Source organism: Candidatus Accumulibacter sp. ACC012 (assembly GCF_907163155.1).
Classification (GTDB): Bacteria; Pseudomonadota; Gammaproteobacteria; order Burkholderiales; family Rhodocyclaceae; genus Accumulibacter; species Accumulibacter delftensis.
The window spans coordinates 1-21,067 of the sequence record NZ_CAJQUC010000022.1 but is presented as its reverse complement, the minus strand read 5'-3'; the positions used below and the strand labels follow the sequence as shown (position 1 = coordinate 21,067).

Genomic DNA, 21,067 nt, shown 5'->3' with positions numbered 1-21,067 from the left:
TTGCCTGGCTCAGTGGCTGGTGCCTTCGGAACGCGATATTTTGTTCCAGACGTTGTACTTGCCGACCGGCTTCTTGGCCGGGATTCGCTTCACTTCCTCGAGCGTCTGCGCGTCGATCACGACCAGCGCGCCATCGTCTTCCCAGAGGCTGGCCAGCGCGTAGCGGCCGTCCCGAGTGAATTCGACGTGGGCCAGCGTCTGTCCCGGTTTGGCCTTGATCTGCCCGACCACTTCCAGGCTCTGCTTGTCGATTACCTGCAGAACGTGCTTGTTTTCCTTGCTCATCATTGAGTCGGTGAAAGCGTAGCGACTGTTCTCGTGGCTGCGCATGAAGAAACCCGGGCCAAGGGTCTTGATCTCCTTGACATTCTCGTAGGTCTCGAGATCGATGACTGTCACCACCCCTTCGTTGAGGTTTGGCGAGGCCATGACCGTCCGCACGCGACCCTTGGGGTCGGTCCATTGCCAGGTGATTCCCGAGCCCAGATGCGGCATTCCCGGTAGGTCGAGGTCGGCGATCTTCTTGCGCCCGTCGAGAAAAATCACCTGTCCCTTGCTTGCCGAACGCGACGACCCGAGGATCTCGCCGTAGCTCTGAGTGAAGAAGAAGTCGTCGAGATACTCCTTGAGCATGGTTCGCTGCGGGTAGAACATGCCCGGCGTGAAGTGACCCTCCTGATACTGGAAGTCATGCACCAGTCCCTCGGCGACTGGCGCTGCATCGGGGTCGTAGCTGATCTCCCAGGCTTCGGGAACGTCCTTCAGGGCGGCGACGAAACTCTTGCGCGGTGCCGCGTCGTAGACCGCCGAGACGCGCGAGGTCTTGTCGCCGGCGGCGTTGAGCGTCGGGATGATCTTCACCAGCGAGAGGTCTTTGGCGTCGAGCAGGACCAGGCTGTGCGGCAGGTAGTTGGCTATCATCACCCACTTGCCGTCACCGGAAACGGCAGCGTTGCGGGTGTTCAGGCCGGCGCGGATTTCAGCGACGACGAGCAGATTGTAGATGTCGAACTTGGTGATCCAGCCGTCACGCGAAGCGAAATAGACAAAGCGGCCATCGGGCGAGAACTTCGGGCCGCCGTGCAGTGCGTAGCGGCTGGGGAAGCGGTGCAGGCGTTCGAGCTTGTCGCCGTCGAGCACCGACACGTGATGGTCGCCGGTTTCGACGACGATGAACAGATTCAACGGGTCGGCACCTTTCAGCCCCGGACCAGGCTGGTCGGGTAGTTTGCCGGCGTCGGCGTTGACCACTTGCGAGGCGCGAATTTCGCTCTCCCCCCATTGCGGCGCCGGCGTTATCGGGTTGTAGATCAAGTCTGCCAGTTGTTGCACCTGATCGGCGCTCAACTTGTCGCCAAAGGCCGGCATTTGCGTCGCCACGCGCCCGTCGCTGATCACTTTCAACGCTTCTGGTTTGCGCAGTCGGGCCAGGTTTTCCGGCAGGAGAGCCGGCCCGACACCGCCAAAGCGCGTTTCGCCGTGGCAGGCGGCGCAGTGTTCCTTGTAAAGTGCCTGGACGCCGGCTGCCTCGGGCCCTCCGACAGCGCTGGCGAACGACGATCCGCCAGCAAGAGACGCTGCCAGGCAGGCGGCAGACATAGCTAGGCGCCAGTTCATCAGGCTCTCCGGATTCTGATGTGCGGGGTGACCGTCAAGCGTTCGCGGCCGGGTTCAACGCCGATTTCTTCGTCGTCGAGATAACAGCCGGGGTCTTCGGCCCAAGGGTCGCCGGTCAGCTGTTGCGCGCGCACACGCGTGTTGCCGTTGCAGATGTCGAAATGCTGGCAGTCGCCGCAACGCCCCGAAACGCTGCGCGGAAACTGCTTCAGACCGGCCATCAGCGGGTCGGAAACATCCGTCCAGATTTCCGAGAACGGCCGCTCACGGATGTTGCCGAGGTTGTAGTGCCACCACATGGTGTCGGGATGGACATTGCCGAGATTGTCGATGTTGGCCACATTGACTCCCGAAGAATTGCCTCCCCATTGCGCCAGCCGGGCGCGGATGTTGGCTGCCTTGTCGGGGAAGTTCTTTTTCACCCAGTACAGGAAATAGACCCCGTCGGCGTCATTGTTGCCGGTGGTGAACTCCTTGTGCAGGCCACGTTGCTGATAGTCCCAGCAGGTATCGAAGAGCAGGTCCATGGCCCAGCGCGTCAGCTTGTGTTGCGCGTCGTCCTTGCGGTTCTTGTTGCCGCGGCCGGCGTAGTTGAGGTGCGAGAAGTAGAAGCGATCGATGCCTTCGTCCTCGACCAGTTCGAGCAGGCGCGGCAGGTCGTGCGCATTGTCCTGGGTCATCGTGAAGCGGACGCCAATTTTCAGGCCTAGGTCGCGGCACAGGCGAATGCCTTTCAGGGACGCTTCGAAAGCACCTTCCATTCGCCGGAACCTGTCGTGGGTTTCACCCATGCCGTCGAGCGAAACGCCGACGTAGTCGAAGTCGCACTCGGCGATGCGGTCGATGTTCGTCGCGTCGATCAAGGTTCCGTTGGACGACAGCCCGACGTAGAAGCCCATCGTTTTCGCGCGTCGGGCGATGGCGAAGATGTCCGGGCGCAGCAGTGGCTCGCCGCCGGAGAGAATCAGCACCGGAACGCGAAAACGCTTGAGGTCGTCCATCACCGCGTAAATCTCTTCGGTGCTCAGTTCGCCGGGAAAGTCCTTGTCGGCCGAGATCGAATAGCAGTGCTTGCAGGTCAGGTTGCAGCGGCGGATGAGATTCCAGATGACCACCGGCGCCGGCGGGTTCTGCTTGGGGCCGGGCTGCTTGGGTGCGACGAGTTCCTGCATGTACTGGGAGATTCGAAACATCGTGCGTGCACTTCCCGAAAGAAAACCGTGTATTAGAGGGCAGGCCTAGGGGCTGGGCCTTGACGTGGATCAAGGCTCGGCGCATCCGCTGCCGCGAACCTGGCCAGGCAGCTGTTCGCCCGGTGGAGAAAGTCGCATTCTCACCCTCGTTTCTCCGGTCGGCAAGTGGTGACCAGCGAAGCTTCGCTCCGTGCGCTTGCGGTTGGCATCAGCTTTGCGTATTTTGGCGGCACTGCATTTTCCGAGGCGCGCAAAAAGCCTTGTGCACGGCGCTGGACGCGTGTGCGCGAAGCGTCGAGAATAGCTGCTCGACGCGCCTGGCGGCGATGGTGCGAGTTATGGGCATAGGGGGAGTAGCGGGCTTGAGCGACTGCCGATTCGGTAAAGTCCTTTGCGCGGCCGCGTTTCGGATCCAGGCAGTAAGGCTGTGTGCCAGGCGAAGCCGGGTCCGGGTCCGGAGTCAACTCCATGGCCGCTGACTTCCTGCCCGGCAATCGCTTGACCTTGCTGAACAGCGGAGCCGAGTACTTTCCGGAACTGATCAGGGCGATCGACGGCGCGCAGCACGACGTTCACCTCGAAAGCTACATTTTCGAGGACGATGCGACCGGTCAGGCGGTCGCCGCGGCGCTGGCAAGCGCTGCTCGACGGGGTGTCACGGTGCGTGTGCTGGTCGACGGCTTCGGCGCTCGGGAGTTCGCCGAGTCTCTGCAGCCGGCCTTGCTCGCCGCTGGCGTACAGGCGATGGTCTACCGACCCGACATCGCGCGCTTTCGTTTGCGCCGCCATCGTCTGCGTCGTTTGCATCGCAAGCTGGCGGTGATCGACGGTGAAATCGCCTTCGTCGGCGGTATCAACGTCATCGACGACCTCAATACGCCGTATCAGATCCCGCCGCGCTATGACTACGCAGTTCGCGTCGAAGGCCCCTTGCTGGCGCCAATCCAGCAGGCCCAGCAGCGACTGTGGGAAATCGTGTTGTGGGCAAAGCTGAATCGTCGTTACCGCCTTACCAGGCGTGTGCAGACCGATCTGGGAGCGCGTGGCGAGCAGGCTGCCGCGTTCGTGGTGCGCGACAATATTCTCCATCGCCGCGACATCGAGGAGGCGTATCTCGAGGCCATTGCCGCTGCGCAGCAGGACATTCTGCTCGCCAACGCCTACTTCCTGCCCGGTCGGCGCTTTCGCCGCGCCCTGCACGACGCGGTAAAGCGCGGCGTGCGGGTGGTCATCCTGTTGCAGGGGAGGATCGAATATCGCCTCCTCCACTACGCGACGCAGGCCCTTTATGGTCGCTTACTGGGCTACGGCATCCGCATTTTCGAATATCGGCGCAGCTTCCTGCATGCCAAAGTGGCGGTTATCGACGGTCATTGGGCGACCGTCGGCTCGTCGAATATCGATCCTTTCAGTCTGCTGCTGGCCAGGGAAGCCAATATCGTCGTCAAGGACCCGCTGTTCGCCAACAGTCTGCGCGAGAGTCTCGAACAGGCGATGCGCAATGGCGCCCGCGAACTGCCGATCGATAGCTGGAAGCGCCTGCCCTGGAATTCGCGCCTGCTGCGTTGGGCAAGCTACAACCTGGTGCGGACCCTGGTCGGCATCGTCGGTTACGGCGGCAAGCGCTAGTAAGGGCAGACGCCGCGCAAGGCCGGAACGCGCTCGATCGACCAGGCGGCAATTGCCCAGGGCCAGAAATCGCGGAGCGGTCCGGCGCTGATTTCCGGCGGTACCGCGTGACCAAGAAATTGGAGGGCTGCTGACAGGACTGCGCTGCCGGCTGATAGATCGACGGCGGCAGCCCGCGTTTGTTTGGAGAGCTTTTCGCCGGCGGCATTGGTCACCACCGGCAGGTGCGCGTAAGTCGGCGTTGCCAGGTCCAGACATTGCTGCAGCCAGATCTGCCGTGGTGTCGAGTCGAGCAGGTCGACGCCGCGGACGACTGCGTTGATCCCTTGCGCGGCGTCGTCGGCGACGACTGCCAGTTGGTACGCGTACTGGCCGTCGGCACGCAGCAGGATGAAGTCGCCGACGGCGCGGTCGAGATTCTGCTGCACCTCGCCCTGAACGCGGTCGCCGAAGGCGATCGTCGCGTCGGCTACGCGCAGCCGCCAGGCGCGTGCCGCTCGGCCCGCGGCGAGGCCGTTGCGGCAGCTTCCCGGGTAGACCAGGCCGCCGTCCACCGATCGTGGCGGCGAGCAGGCGGCAATTTCCGTTCGCGAGCAGGCGCAGGGGTAGACCTCGCCGTCGAGTTGCAGGCGCACCATTGCGGCGTGGTAAAGGTCAAGACGCCTGCTCTGGACGAGCACTTCACCATCCCAGGTGAAGCCGAAGCCTTCCAGCGTGCGCAGGATATCGTCGGCGGCACCGGCAACCGTCCGCGGCTGGTCGACGTCCTCGATGCGCAGCATCCACTGGCCGCCGTGGGCGCGGGCGTCGAGATAGCTGCCGACGGCGGCGACCAGCGAACCGAAGTGCAGGGGGCCGCTTGGTGAGGGCGCAAAGCGGCCGCGATAGGGTGGCAGCGGGCGCTGAGCGCGGTCGTCGGTCGGCGTGGCCGCGATCATTGGGCTCGCGGCGCAGCGTTCAGCGTGCGCCGTCTTTGTATTTCCACCGCTGCCGCGTAAAATCCGCCGGTCATTAAAAGGACTCCAGCCATGAACGATCGTGTGTTCACCCCTGCCAACGAAGCTGCCATTCTCGCCGAGGCGCTGCCGTACATCAAACGCTTCCACGGCAAGACCATCGTCGTCAAGTACGGCGGCAATGCGATGACCGACGAGCATCTCAAGCAGTGCTTCGCGCGCGACGTGGTACTGCTCAAGCTGGTCGGGATGCACGTGGTGGTGGTGCACGGCGGCGGTCCGCAGATCGAAAACCTGCTCGCCCGAGTGGGCAAGAAAGGAAAGTTCATTCAGGGAATGCGCGTCACCGACGCCGAAACGATGGACATCGTCGAGATGGTTCTCGGGGGCCAGGTCAACAAGGATGTCGTCAACCTGATCAATCAGGCGGGGGGCAAGGCTGTTGGACTGACCGGCAAGGACGGCAGCTTCATTCGCGCCAAGAAATTACTGCTGGCCAACCACGAGAACCTTGGTGACCTGATCGACGTCGGTCAGGTCGGTGATATCACGCAGATCGACCCGTCGCTGATCGGTCACCTCGAGTCAGGCGGCTTCATCCCCGTTGTGGCCCCGATCGGCGTTGGCAAAGGCGGCGAGACGTACAACATCAACGCCGACGTCGTCGCCGGCAAGATCGCCGAAATCCTCAAGGCCGAAAAGCTGGTACTGCTCACCAATACGCCCGGTGTCCTCGACGAGAGCGGACAGTTGATCACCGGCATGACGCCCAAGGAGATCGACCAGTTGGTGGCCGACGGGACCCTGTCGGGCGGCATGTTGCCGAAAATCAGCTCGGCGCTCGATGCCGCACGTAACGGCGTCAGGAGTGTGCACATCATTGATGGCCGTGTCGAACACGCGCTGTTGCTGGAGATCCTTACCGATCACGGCGTCGGCACGATGATCAAGTCGCATTGATCAGGGAACTCTGCTGAGAGCGTCCGCGCCGGTCTGGCTTTTCGACCTCGACAACACTCTGCACGACGCCAGTCCGCATATTTTTCCGCAGATCAACCGTTCGATGGTGGCGTACATCCGCCAGCACCTCGGTGTGGACGAGGAGGAGGCAACGCGTATTCGGCAGGATTACTGGCAGCGCTACGGCGCCACGCTGCTCGGCCTGATGCGCCATCATGCAATCGATCCCAAGCATTTTCTCTGGCATACGCACCAGTTTCCTGACCTCAAGCGGATGCTGGTCTTCGAGCGCGCCCTGAAGGCCATGCTTTGTCGCTTGCCAGGGCGCAAGATTGTCTTCTCGAACGCGCCGCTGCGTTATAGTGAGGCGGTTCTGGAAATGACCGGTGTTCACCGCTGTTTCGACGCCATCTATTCGGTCGAACGCCTTCGCTTCCAACCGAAACCGGCAGTTGCTGGCTTTCGCCACCTCTTGCGCAGCGAGCGTCTGAATGCGCAGCGCTGCATCATGGTTGAAGATACTCTGCCCAATCTGCGTACAGCGAAGCGACTCGGCATGAGGACCGTCTGGGTGAGTGCGGAAACGCGCCAGCCGGCTTCGGTCGACGTGCGGCTGGTTTCGATTCTCGACTTGCCGCGCCATCTCGCCCGGCTCTGAAGCGCGGCCGATATATCTGCCACGACAGCGCTTCCCGCACCTTCTTTTCCGGGTAAGCGCTGCTCCACCGCGGCCTTCCACAGTCGTGTACACTTTCCCCGAAAAATTTCCGTTGGTCGCCATGAGAGAGTCAGGTTCACTGGAACAGCAGCTACTTGAGTACAAGGCTATCCTCGAGCATTCGGGGAGTGCCGTGGTGTGCACACGCAATCGCCGCGTGTACCGCTGCAACCCGCGCGCCGAAGCACTTTTTGGCTGGCCGTCGGGGACTCTTGTCGGGCAGCGGGACCGTGTCTTCTATCCCGATAGCGCGGCCTGTGAGGCGCTGCGCGAGCAAGCGCGTGCGGCACTGAGCGTCGGCGAGACACTCGATATCGAAATGCAACTGGCGCGCCGCGACGGCAGTAGCTTTGTCGCTCATCTCATCGGCCGGGCGATTGACCCTGCCGCGCCGGGCCAGGGTGCCGTCTGGATTGTGCGCGACATCACGCAGGAGGTCGACGCGCGCGAGTCCAGCGCGCAGTTGCTGCGCGAGCAGCAACTCATTTTCGAGAACGCCGAAACCGGTATCGTGATCCTGCGCGATCGCCTCATCCAGCGCTGCAACCGGCGTTTCGCCGAGATTCTCGGCTATGCGCCAGACGAATTGATCGGGCAGTTGACGCGCATCTACTACCCGAACGAAGAGGCCTGGCTGGAAACCGGGCAGAAGGCCTACGCGGCGATTCGCGAAACCGGCATCTACCGCGGCGAGACGGCGTTTGTTCGCCGCAACGGGACGCCGATCTGGAGCCATATCACCGGCAGCATGATCAATCAGGCGAAGCCCGATGAGGGCTACATCTGGCTCTACGAAGACGTCACCGCGAAGCGCCAGGCGAGCCGTGCCATGGACGCGCTGCTGCGCGAGCAGACGCTGCTCTTCGAGCGTGCGCCGATCGGCATCGCTTTTCTGCGTGACCGCATCATCCGGCGCTGCAATCCGAGCTTCGAGAGGATCTTTGGCTCTCTGCCAGGTCAACTGATCGGCCAGTCAACGCGCGTTTGCTTTGCCAGTGATTTGGCCTGGAGCGCAGCCGGCGAACGCGCTCTGCGCGGTATCGACGAAGGCGGGACTTTCGTCGGCGAGGTCGAGTACTGCAAGGCCGATGGCACACCGATCTGGTGCCAGGTGACCGGTAGTCTGCTCGACCCGGCAAATCATGACGAAGGCCACGTCTGGCTGTTTCAGGACATCACCGCACGCCGCGCAGCCGAAGAGGCTCTGGTCGAAAGCCTCTGGGAGCAGCAGCTGATTTTCGACAACGCGATGATCGGCATCGCGTATCAGCGTGAGCGCACGATCTTGCGCTGCAATCGCCGTTTCGAGGAGATCTATGGCTTTCCGCCAGGCGGTCTTACGGGACAGCCGACGCGCCTTCTCTATGCCAGCCAGGAAGCGTGGGAAGACGCCGGGCAGCAGTTCTATGGTCAGGGTGCAGCGCTTGGGGCCTTTGAGGGGGAAGTCCTTTTCTGCCGTCGCGATGGCACTCCGATCTGGGTCCATGTCATCGGCCGTCCGATCGAGGAACAGGACGAAGGCCAGACCTGGATCTGGACGCACGAGGACGTAACGGCGCATCGCGCTGCCCAGGATGCACTGCGGCAAAGCCATCTCCAACTCGAGCAACACGTTGCCGAACGTACTCATGAGTTATCGCAACAGCTGGATTTCATGCACCAATTGGTGGAGGCCATCCCGGGTCCGGTGTTCTACAAGAATCGTGCCGGCTGCTACCTCGGTTGTAATCAGGCGTTCCTCGAAATGATCGGCAAGTCACGCGCAGAAGTTGTCGGAGTAAGCGTCTACGATGTCGCACCGCGCGAGCTTGCCGATCTCTATATGGCGGCTGACGAAGAACTCTTTCAGCGCGCCGGTTCGCAGGTCGACGAAGCGCAGGTGCTGCGCGCCGATGGCCAGTACCGCGACGTCGTTTTTCACAAGGCGATCTACGGTGCTCCCGGCGAAGCGGCTTGCGGTCTGGTCGGAATCATGCTCGACGTGACCGAGCGCAAGCGTATGGAGCAGCGTCTGCAGCAGGCGGCGACGGTTTTCGACAGCAGCGCCGAAGGCATTACCATCACCTCGCCAGAGGGCGAGATAATCGCCGTCAACCGTGCATTTTCCGAGATCACCGGTTACTGCGAGGACGATGTCGTCGGTGTCAACCCGCGTATCCTGCAGTCCGGGCTTCAGGACGCGGACTTCTACCGCGAAATGTGGCGGACCCTGCACACCTGTGGGCGCTGGCGGGGAGAATTGTGGAATCGGCGCAAGGATGGGCAGGCGTTTCTGGAGTCGTTGACGATCAGCGCCGTCAAGGATGCGCAGGGCCAGGTGACGCATTATGTGGGCGTCTTCTCGGACATCACCGAGTTGCGCAAGGCGCACGATCAGCTCGACCACCAGGCGCATCACGATCCGCTCACCGGCCTCCCCAATCGTCTCTTGCTCGGGGATCGCCTGGACAAGGCGCTGCAGCGTGCTCGGCGCGACAACCGTATTTTGGCGGTGCTGTTTGTCGACCTCGATCGCTTCAAGAACATCAACGATACCCTCGGCCATCAGGTCGGCGATCGCGTTCTCTGCGAAGTGGCGCGGCGCCTGACTCGATTGCGGCGGGAAGCGGACACTGTTGGTCGCCTCGGTGGCGACGAGTTCCTGATCATCATCGAAGATCTTGCCGATCCAGCGGCCGTTTCGCATATCGCGGACAAGATTCTGTGCCTCTTGCAGGACTCGCCGGTGACTGTCGAGCAGGAGTTCTACGTCGGCGCCAGCATCGGTATCAGCCTCTTTCCCCAGGATGGCGGTGATGCCGAAACGCTGATGAAGAATGCCGACGTGGCCATGTACCGGGCCAAGGAGCGCGGCCGCAACACCTACGAGTTCTTTACCCAGGAACTAACCCAGTCTTCGCTGGCGCGCCTGCAGATGGAAACCGACCTGCGGCGGGCCATAGACCGCGGCGAGTTGCGCGTCTTCCTGCAGCCGCAGTTCTCGCTGGGCAGCGGCGAGTTGGTCGGCGCCGAAGCACTAGTGCGCTGGCTGCGTCCAGAGCTGGGTCTGGTGATGCCGGGCGAGTTCATCAAACTTGCCGAGGAGTCGGGGCTGATCGTCCCGATCGGCGAATGGGTCCAACAGACCGCCGCTGGCCAGTGGGCGGCGTGGGTCGCCGCCGGCTTCAAGCCCGGCGTGCTGTCGATCAACGTCTCCGGCGTCGAGTTCCGGCGCGGCCGAATCCAGGAAACCGCTCGCAAGACGCTGGCAACGTCGCGCCTGCCTGCGCAATTCCTCGAACTGGAAATCACCGAAAGCGCGATCATGACCCAGGCCGAGAACAGCGGCCAGGTTCTCGACGCGCTGCGGGACATGGGACTCGGCCTGGTGATCGACGACTTTGGCACCGGCTATTCCTCGCTTGCCTACCTCAAGCGTCTGCAGCCCAACAAGCTGAAGATCGACCAGAGTTTTGTGCGCGGCTTGCCCAGCGACGCCGAGGATCGGGCGATCACCCGCGCGGTGATCGCCCTTGCCCATAGCCTGCAACTGACGGTTATCGCCGAAGGCGTCGAGACCGAGGCGCAGCGCGATTTTCTGGCTGGTGAAGGCTGTGATGAGATGCAGGGTTACCTGCGCGGCAAGCCGATGCCGCTCGACGAGTTCCGGCAGCGTTTCCTTGCGGGCTGAATCGAGGTGGCGGAAGTGACTTCCCGATTGCCATTCATCGATGCGCTGAAGGCCGTGGCGGTGCAGTTGATCGTCCTGCATCACCTGGCCTTTTACGGACCCATGTCTGACCATGCCTACGCGCTGATTCCGGACCTCATCTCCTGGCTGAGTCAGCACGCGCGCGCGGTGGTGCAGGTGTTTCTGGTTATTGGTGGCTTCCTCGCTGCGCGCAGTCTTGCTCCGGCTGGCCACCTGGTGTCGGCGCAGCCCTTGCGCCTGCTCCTGAAACGTTACCTGAAACTGGCCGTTCCCTACCTCATCGCCCTGGTGATCGGCATTGGCTGCGCGACCATTGCCCGTGCCCTGATGACTCATGATTCCATTCCTGAGTGGCCGACGCTGCGGCAGTTCCTGGCGCACGCGCTGCTCCTGCAAAGCATCCTCGGTTACGAGGGGCTGTCGACGGGTGTCTGGTACATCGCCATCGATTTCCAGTTGTTTGCGCTGTTGCTGGGGACTCTCTGGCTGGCACGTGGGATCAGTTGTGGCCTCGGACGCGGCATCGCCGGCGCGGCGATCGTCGGTCTGCTACTGGTCGCCACGTTGGCCCTGTTTTCTCTATACCACTTCAACCGCGACGCCGAATGGGACAACTGGGCGTTGTATTTCTTCGCGTCCTACGCGCTCGGGGCGCTGACGTTCTGGGCGGCGAATGCGAAGCACGTCGTGCGCTGGCTGTTGCTGATTGCCGTAGCGGTGGTCATGGCCCTGCTGCTCGACTACCGTTCGCGTATCGCCGTGGCGCTGGTGGTGGCTCTGGCACTCGGCCTCGCGAGCCGCTACGGCTTCCTGGTGCGCTGGCCGAAGTCCTCCCTGCTCGCCTACCTGGGGCAGATTTCCTACTCGGTATTCCTGATTCACTTTCCGATCTGCCTGATCGTCAACGGGCTGTTCGTGCGTGTCGCCATGGCTGATCCGTGGCTCAATCTGGCTGGAATGGTCGTCGCCTGGGCGGCCAGCCTGCTGGCCGGCGGGCTGTTCTACCGCTTCGTCGAAGGTCCGGCGCAGCAGGGGTTTCGCGGATTGCGTGCAGCGCCTGGCCTCACCTAGAGGTTTTCAACCATCCCGCCGCGCTCAGGGCGAAGTAGCTCAGGATGCCGTCTGCACCCGCCCGCTTGAAGGCCAGCAGGCTTTCCAGGACGCATGCTTCTTCGTCCAGCCAGCCGTTCTGGGCGGCGGCCTTTAGCATCGCGTATTCGCCGCTGACCTGGTACGCGTAGGTCGGCACTTGGAAGGTTTCCTTGACCCGCCGGACGATGTCGAGGTAAGGCATGCCCGGTTTGACCATCACCATGTCGGCGCCTTCGGCGAGGTCGAGGGCCACCTCGCGCAGCGCTTCGTCGCTGTTCGCCGGGTCCATCTGATAAGTGTGTTTGTTGCCCTTGCCAAGATTGCCGGCCGAGCCAACAGCGTCGCGGAACGGGCCGTAGAAGCTCGATGCGTACTTTGCCGAATAGGCCAGAATGCGCGTATGTATCTGCCTCGCCGCGTCCAGTTCGTGACGGATGCGGGCCACACGACCGTCCATCATGTCCGAGGGGGCGACGATGTCGGCGCCTGCCTGGGCGTGCACCAGCGCCTGCCTGGCGAGTACTTCGAGCGTTTCGTCGTTGAGCACATAGCCGGCGGGGTCGTCGGCGTCGATCAGGCCGTCCTGGCCGTGGCTGGTGTAGGGGTCGAGGGCGACGTCGGTAATCACGCCCAGTTCCGGGAATTCTTTTTTCAGCGCCGCAACCACCCGTGGCACCAGACCATCCGGGTTGTACGCTTCTTCGGCTGCCGCCGTCTTGCCGGCCGCGTCAATGACCGGGAACACCGCCAGCGCCGGGATACCCAGTCGCAGTGCCTGCTCTGCCGTCTTCAGCACGCGGTCGAGGCTCTGCCGTTCAACGCCCGGCATCGACGCGATCGGCTCGCCGCGGTTGATGCCGTTGAGGACGAAGACCGGGTAGATCAGGTCGTCAGCGCTCAGCCGCGATTCGCACATCATGCGGCGGGAAAAGTCGTCGCGGCGCATGCGGCGCATGCGCGTGCCAGGGAAGCGTGCTTTGGGGTCGGCTTGGTGGTCCATAGAATTCGCTACGATTAAATAGATACGATTGATGGGAAAAAACTTCTTGCCGGGAACTATCGCTGGTCAGTGCGCTCTTATCTGGCGGATGGCTTCGCCATCCCCCGCTTCACCTCCCTGAGCGGGTGCCTTATTCCTGTAAGGCATGTTGCCCCCGGCCCCCCCTTTGCCGGGGGCTTTTTTTTGCGCCTTGACTAGTGACACTTGGTGACACTGCTGCCGCTGCGCGCACTCCAGCCGATGGCGCCGCGCTTCTTGGGGCGGGCTTTCTTCTCGCTGGCCAGTCCAGTGCGCGGTGCCGGCTCGTCCTTCAGCGGCAGGTCTAGCCAGCCAGCGAGGACCGCTTCCGCTTCCTTGACGCCGGATTTCTGCAGGCTCGAAAACAGCTGCAGGCTGAAGTTCTCGCCAATTTCCGCCAATACCTCCTGGACCTCGCGAAAAACCAGTGTCTGTTGCTGGCGAGTCAGCTTGTCAGCTTTGGTCAGCAGGACGTGAATTGGCTTGCCGGTTGGCGCGAACCAGCCGAACATCTGCAAGTCGAGTTCGGTGAGTGGATGGCGACTGTCCATGATCAGCACCAGACCACAGAGCGCGTCGCGGTGGCGCAGGTAGGGCGCGAGCAAGCCTTCCCATTGCGAGCGGATCTCCTCCGGGGCTTTTGCGAAGCCGTAGCCTGGCAGGTCGACGAAGTACTTTCCTGGTTCGAGCAGAAAGTAATTGAGGTGCTGCGTTCGTCCCGGTGTCTTGGAGACAAAGGCCAGGCGGGTGTGATTGGCCAGCGTATTGATTGCCGACGACTTGCCGGCGTTCGAGCGTCCGGCAAACGCAACTTCGCACTGCGAATCGGCGGGTAGATCCCGCAGCTTGGCCACGGTCGTGCTGAAGGCAGCTTTCTGGAAGAGTGGCATCAGGGAACCCGAGAGTAGATGGACCGGCACGTGTCCAAGCAGCAAACTGATATAGAATATCAGGTTTGTCGCTTGGCTTCGCCGGCCTCAGAGCAGTCATTGTTGTCAATGGGAGTTTGGACATGATTCGTACAACGGCAGTTGCGGTTCTCCTGGCCGCCAGTTTACCCGCCTTCGCGTCAGAGCAGGCACCAGCAAAGCTTGACTTGGCAAAAGCCAAGGAGATTGCCGAAGGCCTTTGCGTTGCTTGTCACGGCGCCGACGGCAACAGTCCGACCTCGGCCAATCCGATTCTGGCTGGTCAGATCCCGCAGTACCTGTACAAGCAGCTGACCAACTTCAAGTCGGTTGACGGCAAGCCCCCGGTACGTGATAACGCGATCATGGGTGGCATGGTCGCGGCGCTCTCCGATGAAGACATGCACAGCCTGGCGGTGTATTTCTCGCAGCAAAAGATGACACCTTCGGTGGCGACCAACGAGAAACTGCTTGCCCAAGGCCAGGCGTTGTGGCGCAAGGGCGACTTCGAAAAGGGCATTCCGGCCTGCGCAGGCTGCCACGGACCCGCCGGTGCCGGTCTGCCGGTGCAGTATCCGCGCCTGGCAGGACAGTACGCGGAGTACACGGTCAGCCAGTTGAAGACTTTTCGTAGCCACGAACGCGCCAACGACGCCGAGAGCATGATGCGCGTCATTGCCGGCAAGCTCTCCGACCCGCAGATCAATGCCGTCGCCGAGTACGTTGCCGGTTTGCGCTAGGCGTTCTGGCTGCTGATTTTCTCGCAGGACTTGGCGGCGAATTTCACGACACCGTCGCACGGGGAAGACTTTCCTTGGCAATGGGCGGCGGACGCTCTAGTATGGTGGCGTGACTTCTTGACCAGAAAGGACGTTTCATGAAGACGCTCAAGCAAATCCTTGCTAGCAAGGGTGGGAAGCTGGTAACCGTTGCACCGGACGACTCGGTTTTCTCGGCCTTGCAGGTGATGGCCGAATACAACGTCGGTGCGGTCCTGGTGATCGAGAAGGAGCAGTTGCTGGGCATCTTCTCCGAGCGTGACTATGCTCGCAAGGTCTCCCTGCAGGACAAATCCTCGCGAGACACGCGGGTTCGCGACATCATGAGCGGCAAGGTGCTGTACGTGACGCCCGACCAGACGGTGGACGAGTGCATGGCGATCATGACCGAAAGGCACTTCCGTCACCTGCCCGTTCTCGATGACGATCACATGCTCCTCGGCATCGTTTCCATCGGCGACGTGGTCAAGGAAACGATTTCCGAACAGCAGTTCATCATCCAGCAGATGGAAAAGTATATCGCTGGCTGATTGCCGTATCGGTTCTTCCGGGGCGCAGTCCCGGGCGAGGCCGACAGGCCAGCGATGGTGCCAGGACCTCCCAGCACTTTTTTGCCAACTGGCGCATCCTCTCCGTCTGACGGGCGTCCGTCCGCCGTTCCGGCAAGCTTTCCAGAACGCAGATCTCCACCCGTCTTGCCGACGCTGTCGTCGCTCTGGCAGGGCTGCTCGCGTGCGCCGAGCGGCGCTGGCGGAAGCGCGTCGGCTGTTGTGTGATCAAGGCCTGCTGGCGAACTGCCTGCAGGAGCCCATGCGTGGCGCGATGATTCTTGTTCGCGACGCGTGCTTGGCCTTCGAATCGAACCATGACTTATCCCACCATCCTCAGCGCTTCCGTGTTCCTGCTTATCGTTTTCGCGGTCGAGCGTCTTTGCCGGCGTTCGGGTGTGCCGTCGGTGATCGTATTGGTCGCCAGCGGCCTTTTGGCGCGGCCGTTGCTCGACTCCGTTGGCGTGACACTGGGCTGGGCAGGTACCCTGGTGCCCATCATCGGTACCATCGGCCTGGTGTTGATCGTGCTGGAAGGCGCCCTGGACATCGAATTGCGACGCCAGCGTCTGCGCCTCATCGCCGCGACCTTTCTCCTGGCGACTGCGGGTTTTGTCATCGCTACCCTCAGCTTCGCGCTGGCCGCGCGCTGGGTGTTGGGTCTCGACGTCGTGCAGGCCATTCTCCTGGCAACCTCGGTAGCCGTTATCAGCAGCGCGGTGGCCATTCCCAGCTGTACGTTTCTGCCGCCCAAGGCGCGCGAGTTCATTACCTACGAAAGTTCGATGTCGGACATCATCGGCGTCCTGGTTTTCTTTTCGCTGCTGGGTTCGGACGGTACGCTTTCTGGCGCTCTGTTGGCGCTGCTCGGTGGCGGCGTGCTGTCCCTGCTGTTGTCGATGCTCTGCGCTCTGGTGCTGATGCTGCTCTTGCTGCGAGTGTCTGGGCCGATCCGCTTCGTGCCGCTGTTGGCGGGCTTGTTCGCCTTGTACGCGACAGGCGAGCTGCTGCATCTCTCGCCGTTGATCATGGTGCTCTTTCTGGGCCTGTTGCTCAATAAGCCGTCGCTGGTTACCCGCTTTCGGCCGGTAAGCCTGTGGATAAGCAGAGAATACGAAACGACGCTGTCCGAGTTTCGTACCCTGGTCGTGGAACTGACCTTCGTCGTGCGCGGCTTCTTCTTCGTGCTGTTTGGCTACTGGACAGATCTCTCCGACCTCACGTCGTCGTCTGCCTGGTTGGGTGCGGGCCTGGTCTTGGCGGTGGTCTACGGTAGTCGTTTCATCATGTTGCGGTTGATGCTGGGGCCGGCGGCCGCCGGGCCTCTGATGTGGATTGCCCCGCGCGGCCTGATTACCGTCCTGCTTTTCCTACACGTTCGCGAAGCGTTCTTGCTGCCCAGTTATCTCGACGCTTCGATCATGCTGGTGGTCCTGGCGTCGTCAGCATTGATTCTGATTGCCAGTTATCAAGTCAACCACCAGGTACCGCTGGCCGCCGCGCCGCCGTTGCCAGCCCCTGATGACGAGGCGCTGCCAGCGGCAGGTGATGCGGGCGGTGCGCAAGGGAGAGCCGAGGCAGGCGGGCACGACTGAGCCTGTCGCTGCGACAGTCTGTTTGGTCGGTGCTGCTGATCCCGTGTAAGGCTTGCATTATTTTCCACGCTCGGTTCTAATTGCCTTTCGGCTCAAATGACTTCTACGTGACCACGATGCGCCACTTCCACGACCATAGTACTTATCCGCTTGCTTCCACTGGTGCGCTTGTGGTCGTTGCTGTCGGCGTCTCTCTGCTAGGCGTCGTACCCTTGGTACGCGTACCAGGGGACACACCGTCGAGGGCCGGGAGAAGAGCAGTCAAAGTGTAGAAAGAAACGACAACTCATTCCAGAAACCCCCGCCGGTGCAAGCCGAGCGGGGGTTTTCTTTTCTGACGCCACATTCGACCAAGTCAGCAGCGCAATTCAATTCAAGGAGAGTCTCTTGCCCAAGCAAACATCCGAAACCCTCAGCGGCGCACAGATTGTCGTGCGCCTGCTGGAACGACAGGGCGTTCGCACCCTCGCCGGCATCCCCGGCGGAGCAATACTGCCCATTTATGATGCCTTGTCACAGTCGGCGCTGATTCACCACGTGCTTGCACGGCACGAACAGGGCGGCGGTTTCATGGCGCAGGGGATTGCGCGTACCACAGGCTTGCCGGCGGTATGCCTGGCGTCGTCGGGCCCCGGGGCAACCAATCTACTCACCGCAATCGCCGACGCCAAGCTGGATTCAATTCCGCTGGTGGCAATCACCGGGCAGGTGCCGAGAGCGATGATCGGCAGCGACGCCTTTCAGGAAGTCGATACCTATGGTCTGAGTATCCCGATTACCAAGCATAACTTCCTGGTCAACTGTGCCGAGGATCTGCTCGAAGTCGTTCCGCGGGCTTTCCGGATCGCCGCTTCGGGTCGGCCGGGGCCGGTACTGATCGACATCCCGAAGGACGTTCAGAATCAAGTGGTCGAGGTCGGCGAGTGGCCCGCGGTCGGCGTCGCCGAGATCGTTCCGGCGCCAGCGACTGAACGGGTCGCCGTCGCCGCGGCGATGATCAACGAGGCTTCCCGGCCGATTCTCTACCTCGGCGGTGGTGTCGTGCATTCGGGAGCGTCCGCAGCGGCTGTGGCGCTGGCCGAAAAAGCCGCTCTACCGACGGTGATGACCCTGATGGCCCTCGGCGCGATGCCGGTCGAGCATTCCCTGTCGCTGGGTATGCTCGGTATGCACGGCGCGCGTTTTACCAACCTTGCGCTGGACGAGTGCGATCTCCTGATCGCTGTCGGTGCGCGTTTCGACGATCGTGCGACCGGCAAAGTGGCCGGTTTCTGCCCGCAGGCGAAGATCGTCCATATCGATATCGACCCCTCGGAACTGGATAAGATAAAGACCGCGCATGTCGGTATCGCCGGTGACGTCGGGGCCGTGCTGCAGACCTTGCTGCCGGCCGTCGAGGAGCAGCAGCGGCAAGCCTGGCTGGCGCGCGTGGCCAGCCTGAAGGCAGCGCATCCGCTACGCCTGCCGGGAATCGACGATCCGCGTACGCCTTACGGATTGATCCGCGCCGTCGCCGATTGCCTTGACGATCAGGCGACGATCACCACCGACGTCGGTCAGCATCAGATGTGGGTGGCACAAGCCTACCCGCTGCGCCGGCCGCGCCAATGGCTGACCTCGGGTGGCCTTGGCACGATGGGCTTCGGAATGCCGGCAGCGATCGGCGCGGCTCTCGCCGAACCGGAACGGACGGTGGTCTGCTTTACCGGTGACGGTAGCATTCTGATGAATATCCAGGAACTGGTCACCGCTGCCGAGGAGAAGGTCAATGTCAAGATCGTGCTGATGAACAACTCATCTTTGGGCCTGGTCTTCCAGCAGCAAACGATGTTCTACGGCGAGCGCATCTACGCTTCGAAATTCAAGGGCATGCCCGACTTCGTTCGCGTTGCCGAAGGCTTTGGCGTGCCGGCCATCGATCTCGATAACGGCCAGCGATCCGCGTGCAGCCCTGGCCGAGGCGTTGTCCAGCCGCGGCCCGATGCTGATTCACGCCAGCATCGCCATGCACGAACAGGTTTTGCCGATGGTGCCGCCCGGTGCCGCCAACAAAGACATGATCGGAGGCTGAAAAACCATGAACACGATCTCAAGAATGGAAAACCAGGCTGTGGCTCGTACGGTGCTCGAACTGGACGTCTACAACCACCCGGGTGTCATGTCGCACGTCGTCGGTCTGTTCTCGCGCCGCGCCTACAACGTCGAAGGTATCCTGGTGATGCCGGTGGGCAGTGGCGCGACCAGTCGCATCTGGCTGTTGGTCAATGAAGACCAACGTCTGGACCAGATGGTCAAGCAGGTGGAGAAAGCTGGAGGACGTCCTGGCGGTGCGTCGGCACGGCGCCGAACACGAGGTCTTCATCCGCCTCGAGGAGTTCTTCCGCTAAGTCGGAAAGTTCGGCCGCCGGCGCTCGTGGCTGGCGGCCCGCTCAACGCATCCGCTGCTGCGGGTCGAAGCGGACGATGCTCAGTCGGCGGGGGTTTTTCTCGGCGCCGCTTTCCAGGCGTGGCCGTAAACCACTTCCACCGTCGCTGGCACGCGGCCATCGTCGGCGGCGAGCCGTGCGTACGCCGCGCGTGCCCTGGCCCATGCCGCCCGCCCCGTCAGGCCATGGCTACGTGCCTGCATGGCGCAGGTCGAGCCGCTATGGCGCAGATCGATGAGCAGTTGGTCGAAGGCCGGCGTAGGTCATGGTCAGCAGTTCGGCGTCCATCAACCGGGTCGGAAAAGCCGCATTCAAGCAACATGTCGCCGTAGTCATGCATGTCGGTAAAGCGCTGGGTGTGCACATGGCCGTCCTTGAAACTGCTGCGCAGCTCCTTCAAGGTATCCGGTCCGAAGGCGGAGAACATCAGCAAGCCACCGACGTCGAGCAGGCGATGCGCTTCACGAAATGCTGCAGCGGGTCGTCAAGCCAGTGCAGCATGAGGTTCGACCAGAGCAGGCCGATCGACTGCGGCGGGAACGGCAGCGCGCCGCATCCGCCGCCAGCAAGGGCGTTCGCTGGCGACGCAGGAAGGGCATCAGCCAGCGCAAGCGTGAGCGCGAGGCCTGGCTGGCGCGCAGCATGTTTTCGCAGAAGTCGGCGCCGATGAGCAGTGCTCCGGGATAGCGCGCGTGCAGGGGCGGTGATGGTTGGCGCCGGTACCGCAGCCGAGATCGAGAATGCGCTGCGGGCTCGATGCGCACGTAGTCCAGCCTGGCCAGCATGCGGCTCGCGATCTCGCGCTGCAGCACGGCCACTTCATCGTAGCTGGCCGCGGCGCGGGCAAAACTGCGTCGCACCTGGCGCTGATCAACGAACTGCGCCGGTGCTTTCATGAGTGACTAGATCGGGCGCAGGCCAAGTTTCTCGAACAGGCTTCGTCACGATCCGCTTCCGGATTGCCGTGGTCAGCAGCTTGTCGCCGTAAAAAATCGAGTTGGCGCCGGCCAGAAAGCAGAGCGCTTGCAGCTCGTCGGACATCTCCTGGCGACCCGCCGACAGACGCACGAAGCTCGTTGGCATGGTGATTCGCGCGGCAGCCAGGGTGCGCACGAACTCGAAGCTATCGACCGGCGCGACATTGGCCATCGGCGTTCCGGGAATCGGGACGAGGTTGTTGATCGGCACCGACTCCGGGGCCGGGTTGAGGTTGGCGAGCTGGACGATCAGCGCGGCGCGGTTGCGGCGCGATTCGCCCATGCCGATGATGCCGCCGGAACAGACCTTGATACCTGCTTCACGCACCTGGCCCAGGGTGTCGATCCGGTCGGCGTGCTTGTGGGTGGTGATCACCTGCCCGTAGAAGGAGGCGTCGGTATCGAGATTATGGTTGTAGTAATCGAGGCCGGCTTCCTTGAGTTCGTCGGCCTGGCCGTCCTTGAGCATGCCCAGGGTGACGCAGGTCTGCAGACCCATGGACTTGACGGTGCGAATCATCTCGGTGACCTTGGCCAGGTCCTTGTCTTTCGGGCCACGCCAGGCGGCGCCCATGCAGAAGCGCGAGGCGCCCTTGTCCTTGGCAGCCTGGGCGGCGGCGATCACTTCATCGAGCGGCATCAGCGCTTCGCGTTCGGTGGTGGTGCTGTAGCGCGCCGCCTGCGAACATAGCCGCAATCCTCCGAACAGCCGCCGGTCTTTACCGAAAGCAGCGTCGAGCGTTGAATCTCGTTGGCGTTGAAGTTCTCGCGGTGCACCTGTTGCGCGCGAAACAGCAGATCCATCAAGGGAAGCTGGTAAAGTGCTTCGACATCGGCAACCGTCCACTTGCCTGCTGGGGCCGAAATGGCGCGATCCGGACTAAGTGTCGCGACTTGAGGAATTGCGTTCATTGGTTAGACCTATGGTTGGGGGGTGGTTTGAGGCCGGCTGGGCCACCG

At 62.3% G+C, this 21,067-nt stretch carries 15 protein-coding genes and 3 pseudogenes; 10 read left to right on the top strand and 8 right to left on the bottom strand.

Translation table 11 applies throughout. The features are described 5' to 3' along the window. Window positions 1-9: 9 nt before the first annotated feature. Together QZ648_RS20855 and nirJ are read right to left on the bottom strand one after the other, a co-directional pair. On the bottom strand, window positions 10-1,617 hold the full coding sequence (locus QZ648_RS20855; RefSeq protein WP_291998189.1) for a nitrite reductase: 1,608 nt from the start codon (window positions 1,615-1,617) through the stop codon (window positions 10-12). Next, window positions 1,617-2,810: a heme d1 biosynthesis radical SAM protein NirJ gene (gene nirJ / locus QZ648_RS20850; protein WP_169064822.1), complete on the bottom strand. Its 1,194-nt coding sequence runs from the start codon at window positions 2,808-2,810 to the stop codon at window positions 1,617-1,619. Before nirJ ends, QZ648_RS20855 begins: the two co-directional genes overlap by 1 nt. Before the next feature lie 468 nt (window positions 2,811-3,278). Here nirJ and clsB point away from each other — a divergent pair, with 468 nt between their 5' ends. Then, window positions 3,279-4,439, top strand: coding sequence for a cardiolipin synthase ClsB (gene clsB, locus QZ648_RS20845; RefSeq protein ID WP_291998188.1), 1,161 nt, complete (start codon window positions 3,279-3,281; stop codon window positions 4,437-4,439). Here clsB and gluQRS read toward each other — a convergent pair. Continuing rightward, the gene (gene gluQRS / locus QZ648_RS20840; protein WP_291998187.1) at window positions 4,436-5,377 is read right to left on the bottom strand and encodes a tRNA glutamyl-Q(34) synthetase GluQRS; all 942 of its coding nucleotides are present in this window, start codon (window positions 5,375-5,377) and stop codon (window positions 4,436-4,438) included. The two genes, clsB and gluQRS, sit on opposite strands and share 4 nt — an antisense overlap. A gap of 90 nt (window positions 5,378-5,467) precedes the next feature. On the opposite strand from gluQRS, the gene argB reads away from it, so the two are divergent. The 4 genes from argB to QZ648_RS20820 all read left to right on the top strand — a co-directional run bounded on the left by argB (window position 5,468) and on the right by QZ648_RS20820 (window position 11,835). Further along, window positions 5,468-6,355: an acetylglutamate kinase gene (gene argB / locus QZ648_RS20835; protein WP_169064825.1), complete on the top strand. Its 888-nt coding sequence runs from the start codon at window positions 5,468-5,470 to the stop codon at window positions 6,353-6,355. A gap of 13 nt (window positions 6,356-6,368) precedes the next feature. Beyond that, window positions 6,369-7,013, top strand: coding sequence for a pyrimidine 5'-nucleotidase (locus QZ648_RS20830; protein ID WP_291998400.1), 645 nt, complete (start codon window positions 6,369-6,371; stop codon window positions 7,011-7,013). Between the two features lie 121 nt (window positions 7,014-7,134). After that, on the top strand, window positions 7,135-10,743 hold the full coding sequence (locus QZ648_RS20825; RefSeq protein WP_291998186.1) for a PAS domain S-box protein: 3,609 nt from the start codon (window positions 7,135-7,137) through the stop codon (window positions 10,741-10,743). Window positions 10,744-10,758: 15 nt separating this feature from the next. Then, entirely contained in the window at window positions 10,759-11,835 is a 1,077-nt protein-coding gene (locus QZ648_RS20820) for an acyltransferase family protein (RefSeq protein WP_291998185.1), read from the top strand. On the opposite strand, the gene hemB is transcribed toward QZ648_RS20820, so the two are convergent. Both hemB and yihA read right to left on the bottom strand, forming a co-directional pair. After that, window positions 11,828-12,856 (bottom strand): porphobilinogen synthase, encoded by a 1,029-nt coding sequence (hemB, locus tag QZ648_RS20815; protein WP_291998184.1) that lies wholly within the window; start codon window positions 12,854-12,856, stop codon window positions 11,828-11,830. The two genes, QZ648_RS20820 and hemB, sit on opposite strands and share 8 nt — an antisense overlap. 194 nt (window positions 12,857-13,050) lie before the next feature. Then, window positions 13,051-13,764 carry a ribosome biogenesis GTP-binding protein YihA/YsxC gene (gene yihA / locus QZ648_RS20810; RefSeq protein WP_169064892.1) on the bottom strand — a complete coding sequence of 238 codons (714 nt, stop codon included), beginning with the start codon at window positions 13,762-13,764 and terminating at the stop codon, window positions 13,051-13,053. A 122-nt stretch (window positions 13,765-13,886) separates the two neighbouring features. Between yihA and QZ648_RS20805 the strand changes: the two genes are divergently transcribed. From QZ648_RS20805 to ilvN, 5 genes and pseudogenes are all read left to right on the top strand, one after another. Next, entirely contained in the window at window positions 13,887-14,522 is a 636-nt protein-coding gene (locus QZ648_RS20805) for a c-type cytochrome (protein WP_169064829.1), read from the top strand. A gap of 137 nt (window positions 14,523-14,659) precedes the next feature. Then, a complete protein-coding gene (locus tag QZ648_RS20800) occupies window positions 14,660-15,091 on the top strand; it encodes a CBS domain-containing protein (RefSeq protein ID WP_291998183.1) in 432 nt (143 codons plus the stop codon). A 335-nt stretch (window positions 15,092-15,426) separates the two neighbouring features. Continuing rightward, on the top strand, window positions 15,427-16,704 hold the full coding sequence (locus QZ648_RS20795) for a cation:proton antiporter (RefSeq protein ID WP_291998182.1): 1,278 nt from the start codon (window positions 15,427-15,429) through the stop codon (window positions 16,702-16,704). Between the two features lie 387 nt (window positions 16,705-17,091). Continuing rightward, a pseudogene (gene ilvB, locus QZ648_RS20790) lies at window positions 17,092-18,775 on the top strand (acetolactate synthase large subunit). Window positions 18,776-18,781: 6 nt separating this feature from the next. Further along, a pseudogene (ilvN, locus tag QZ648_RS20785) lies at window positions 18,782-19,091 on the top strand (acetolactate synthase small subunit). A gap of 80 nt (window positions 19,092-19,171) precedes the next feature. Here ilvN and QZ648_RS25170 read toward each other — a convergent pair. From QZ648_RS25170 to bioB, 3 genes and pseudogenes are all read right to left on the bottom strand, one after another. After that, window positions 19,172-19,333, bottom strand: coding sequence for a hypothetical protein (locus tag QZ648_RS25170; RefSeq protein ID WP_366144212.1), 162 nt, complete (start codon window positions 19,331-19,333; stop codon window positions 19,172-19,174). A gap of 258 nt (window positions 19,334-19,591) precedes the next feature. Next, a complete protein-coding gene (locus QZ648_RS25165) occupies window positions 19,592-20,026 on the bottom strand; it encodes a hypothetical protein (RefSeq protein WP_366144211.1) in 435 nt (144 codons plus the stop codon). Window positions 20,027-20,032: 6 nt separating this feature from the next. Continuing rightward, window positions 20,033-21,019 (bottom strand): annotated as a pseudogene (gene bioB / locus QZ648_RS20775) (biotin synthase BioB). Window positions 21,020-21,067 lie beyond the last annotated feature (48 nt).

Bases quoted from the DNA above. Each gene is read 5' to 3' on its own strand.
- yihA (WP_169064892.1), bottom strand. From the start codon at position 13,764: ATGCCACTCTTCCAGAAAGCTGCCTTCAGCACGACCGTGGCCAAGCTG.
- QZ648_RS25165 (WP_366144211.1), bottom strand. From the start codon at position 20,026: ATGAAAGCACCGGCGCAGTTCGTTGATCAGCGCCAGGTGCGACGCAGT.
- QZ648_RS20855 (WP_291998189.1), bottom strand. From the start codon at position 1,617: ATGAACTGGCGCCTAGCTATGTCTGCCGCCTGCCTGGCAGCGTCTCTT.
- gluQRS (WP_291998187.1), bottom strand. From the start codon at position 5,377: ATGATCGCGGCCACGCCGACCGACGACCGCGCTCAGCGCCCGCTGCCA.
- QZ648_RS20795 (WP_291998182.1), top strand. From the start codon at position 15,427: ATGACTTATCCCACCATCCTCAGCGCTTCCGTGTTCCTGCTTATCGTT.
- QZ648_RS20825 (WP_291998186.1), top strand. From the start codon at position 7,135: ATGAGAGAGTCAGGTTCACTGGAACAGCAGCTACTTGAGTACAAGGCT.
- QZ648_RS20805 (WP_169064829.1), top strand. From the start codon at position 13,887: ATGATTCGTACAACGGCAGTTGCGGTTCTCCTGGCCGCCAGTTTACCC.
- QZ648_RS20800 (WP_291998183.1), top strand. From the start codon at position 14,660: ATGAAGACGCTCAAGCAAATCCTTGCTAGCAAGGGTGGGAAGCTGGTA.
- QZ648_RS25170 (WP_366144212.1), bottom strand. From the start codon at position 19,333: ATGCAGGCACGTAGCCATGGCCTGACGGGGCGGGCGGCATGGGCCAGG.
- argB (WP_169064825.1), top strand. From the start codon at position 5,468: ATGAACGATCGTGTGTTCACCCCTGCCAACGAAGCTGCCATTCTCGCC.
- nirJ (WP_169064822.1), bottom strand. From the start codon at position 2,810: ATGTTTCGAATCTCCCAGTACATGCAGGAACTCGTCGCACCCAAGCAG.
- hemB (WP_291998184.1), bottom strand. From the start codon at position 12,856: ATGGACCACCAAGCCGACCCCAAAGCACGCTTCCCTGGCACGCGCATG.
- clsB (WP_291998188.1), top strand. From the start codon at position 3,279: ATGGCCGCTGACTTCCTGCCCGGCAATCGCTTGACCTTGCTGAACAGC.